The 646-nt window shown below is 39.3% G+C and carries 2 protein-coding genes; both read right to left on the bottom strand.

Features of this window, described 5'->3' with window-relative positions; all coding sequences use genetic code 11:
• Positions 1-275 (bottom strand): sialidase family protein (locus tag N1032_RS25935; protein ID WP_259543500.1); only part of this gene is annotated, 275 nt, incomplete at its 3' end.
• 30 nt (positions 276-305) lie between these two features.
• Positions 306-548, bottom strand: a complete 243-nt coding sequence (locus N1032_RS25940; RefSeq protein WP_259543501.1) for a hypothetical protein — start codon at positions 546-548, stop codon at positions 306-308.
• Positions 549-646: the final 98 nt, after the last annotated feature.

A 646-nucleotide genomic window follows, 5' to 3' on the forward strand; every position in this document is an offset into this window, starting at 1 on the left:
ATTTCTTCGTATTCAGACTTCTTAACGGCAATTGGTTTAAAACGTTGAGTAGTTTCTTGCGCCATTGTCATAATATTGGTAGAAAGGTCGTTGATTCCTTTTTGAAGACCTTTTTTTTGTTCTTGAAGCGCAATTACTTCTTCGCCTTCTTTTTTAGTTTCGGCAAGTAATAGCGAAAGTTCGGGTGTTACGCTAGCAACAATTTCATCGCCCTCTCCAAATTGTTGTGGAATATCGGCGATTGCAGCTTGAAGCTGTTCAATCAAATCATTCATTCTCTTTATTTCCTTTTGGTAAAATTTTAATTATTCAGCGGTATCTGCCGCCTCTTTAACGTCTCCGAGGTCTTTTTCCTCTTGTCCGCCAACTTCTGGCTCATCAACTTTAGCTTCAGCCAAGACGATTGTCGCTGGTTCTGGAGCTGGAGGTTTAATAACACTTTCAAGAGCTGCAAGACGAACTTCGTGTTCCTCTAATACGTCAGCGTGATTGTGTAAAACTTCGTTGTGGTCCAATAATTGGTCCATACATAATTGAAGGTCGTTCATTGAAATTCTCCTTTAATTATTTACCAGTAAACATTGGAGATTTCCAACCATCAATCATTCCAAGATTGCTTGGTGCTGTGCCTGAAACATAAGTTTTG

It is taken from the genome of Herbiconiux daphne, from assembly GCF_024979295.1.
GTDB classification, from domain to species: domain Bacteria; phylum Actinomycetota; class Actinomycetes; order Actinomycetales; family Microbacteriaceae; genus Herbiconiux; species Herbiconiux daphnes.

What these genes read in the sequence shown, in the direction of transcription:
- N1032_RS25940 (WP_259543501.1), bottom strand. Translation starts at nt 548, where the DNA reads ATGAACGACCTTCAATTATGTATGGACCAATTATTGGACCACAACGAA.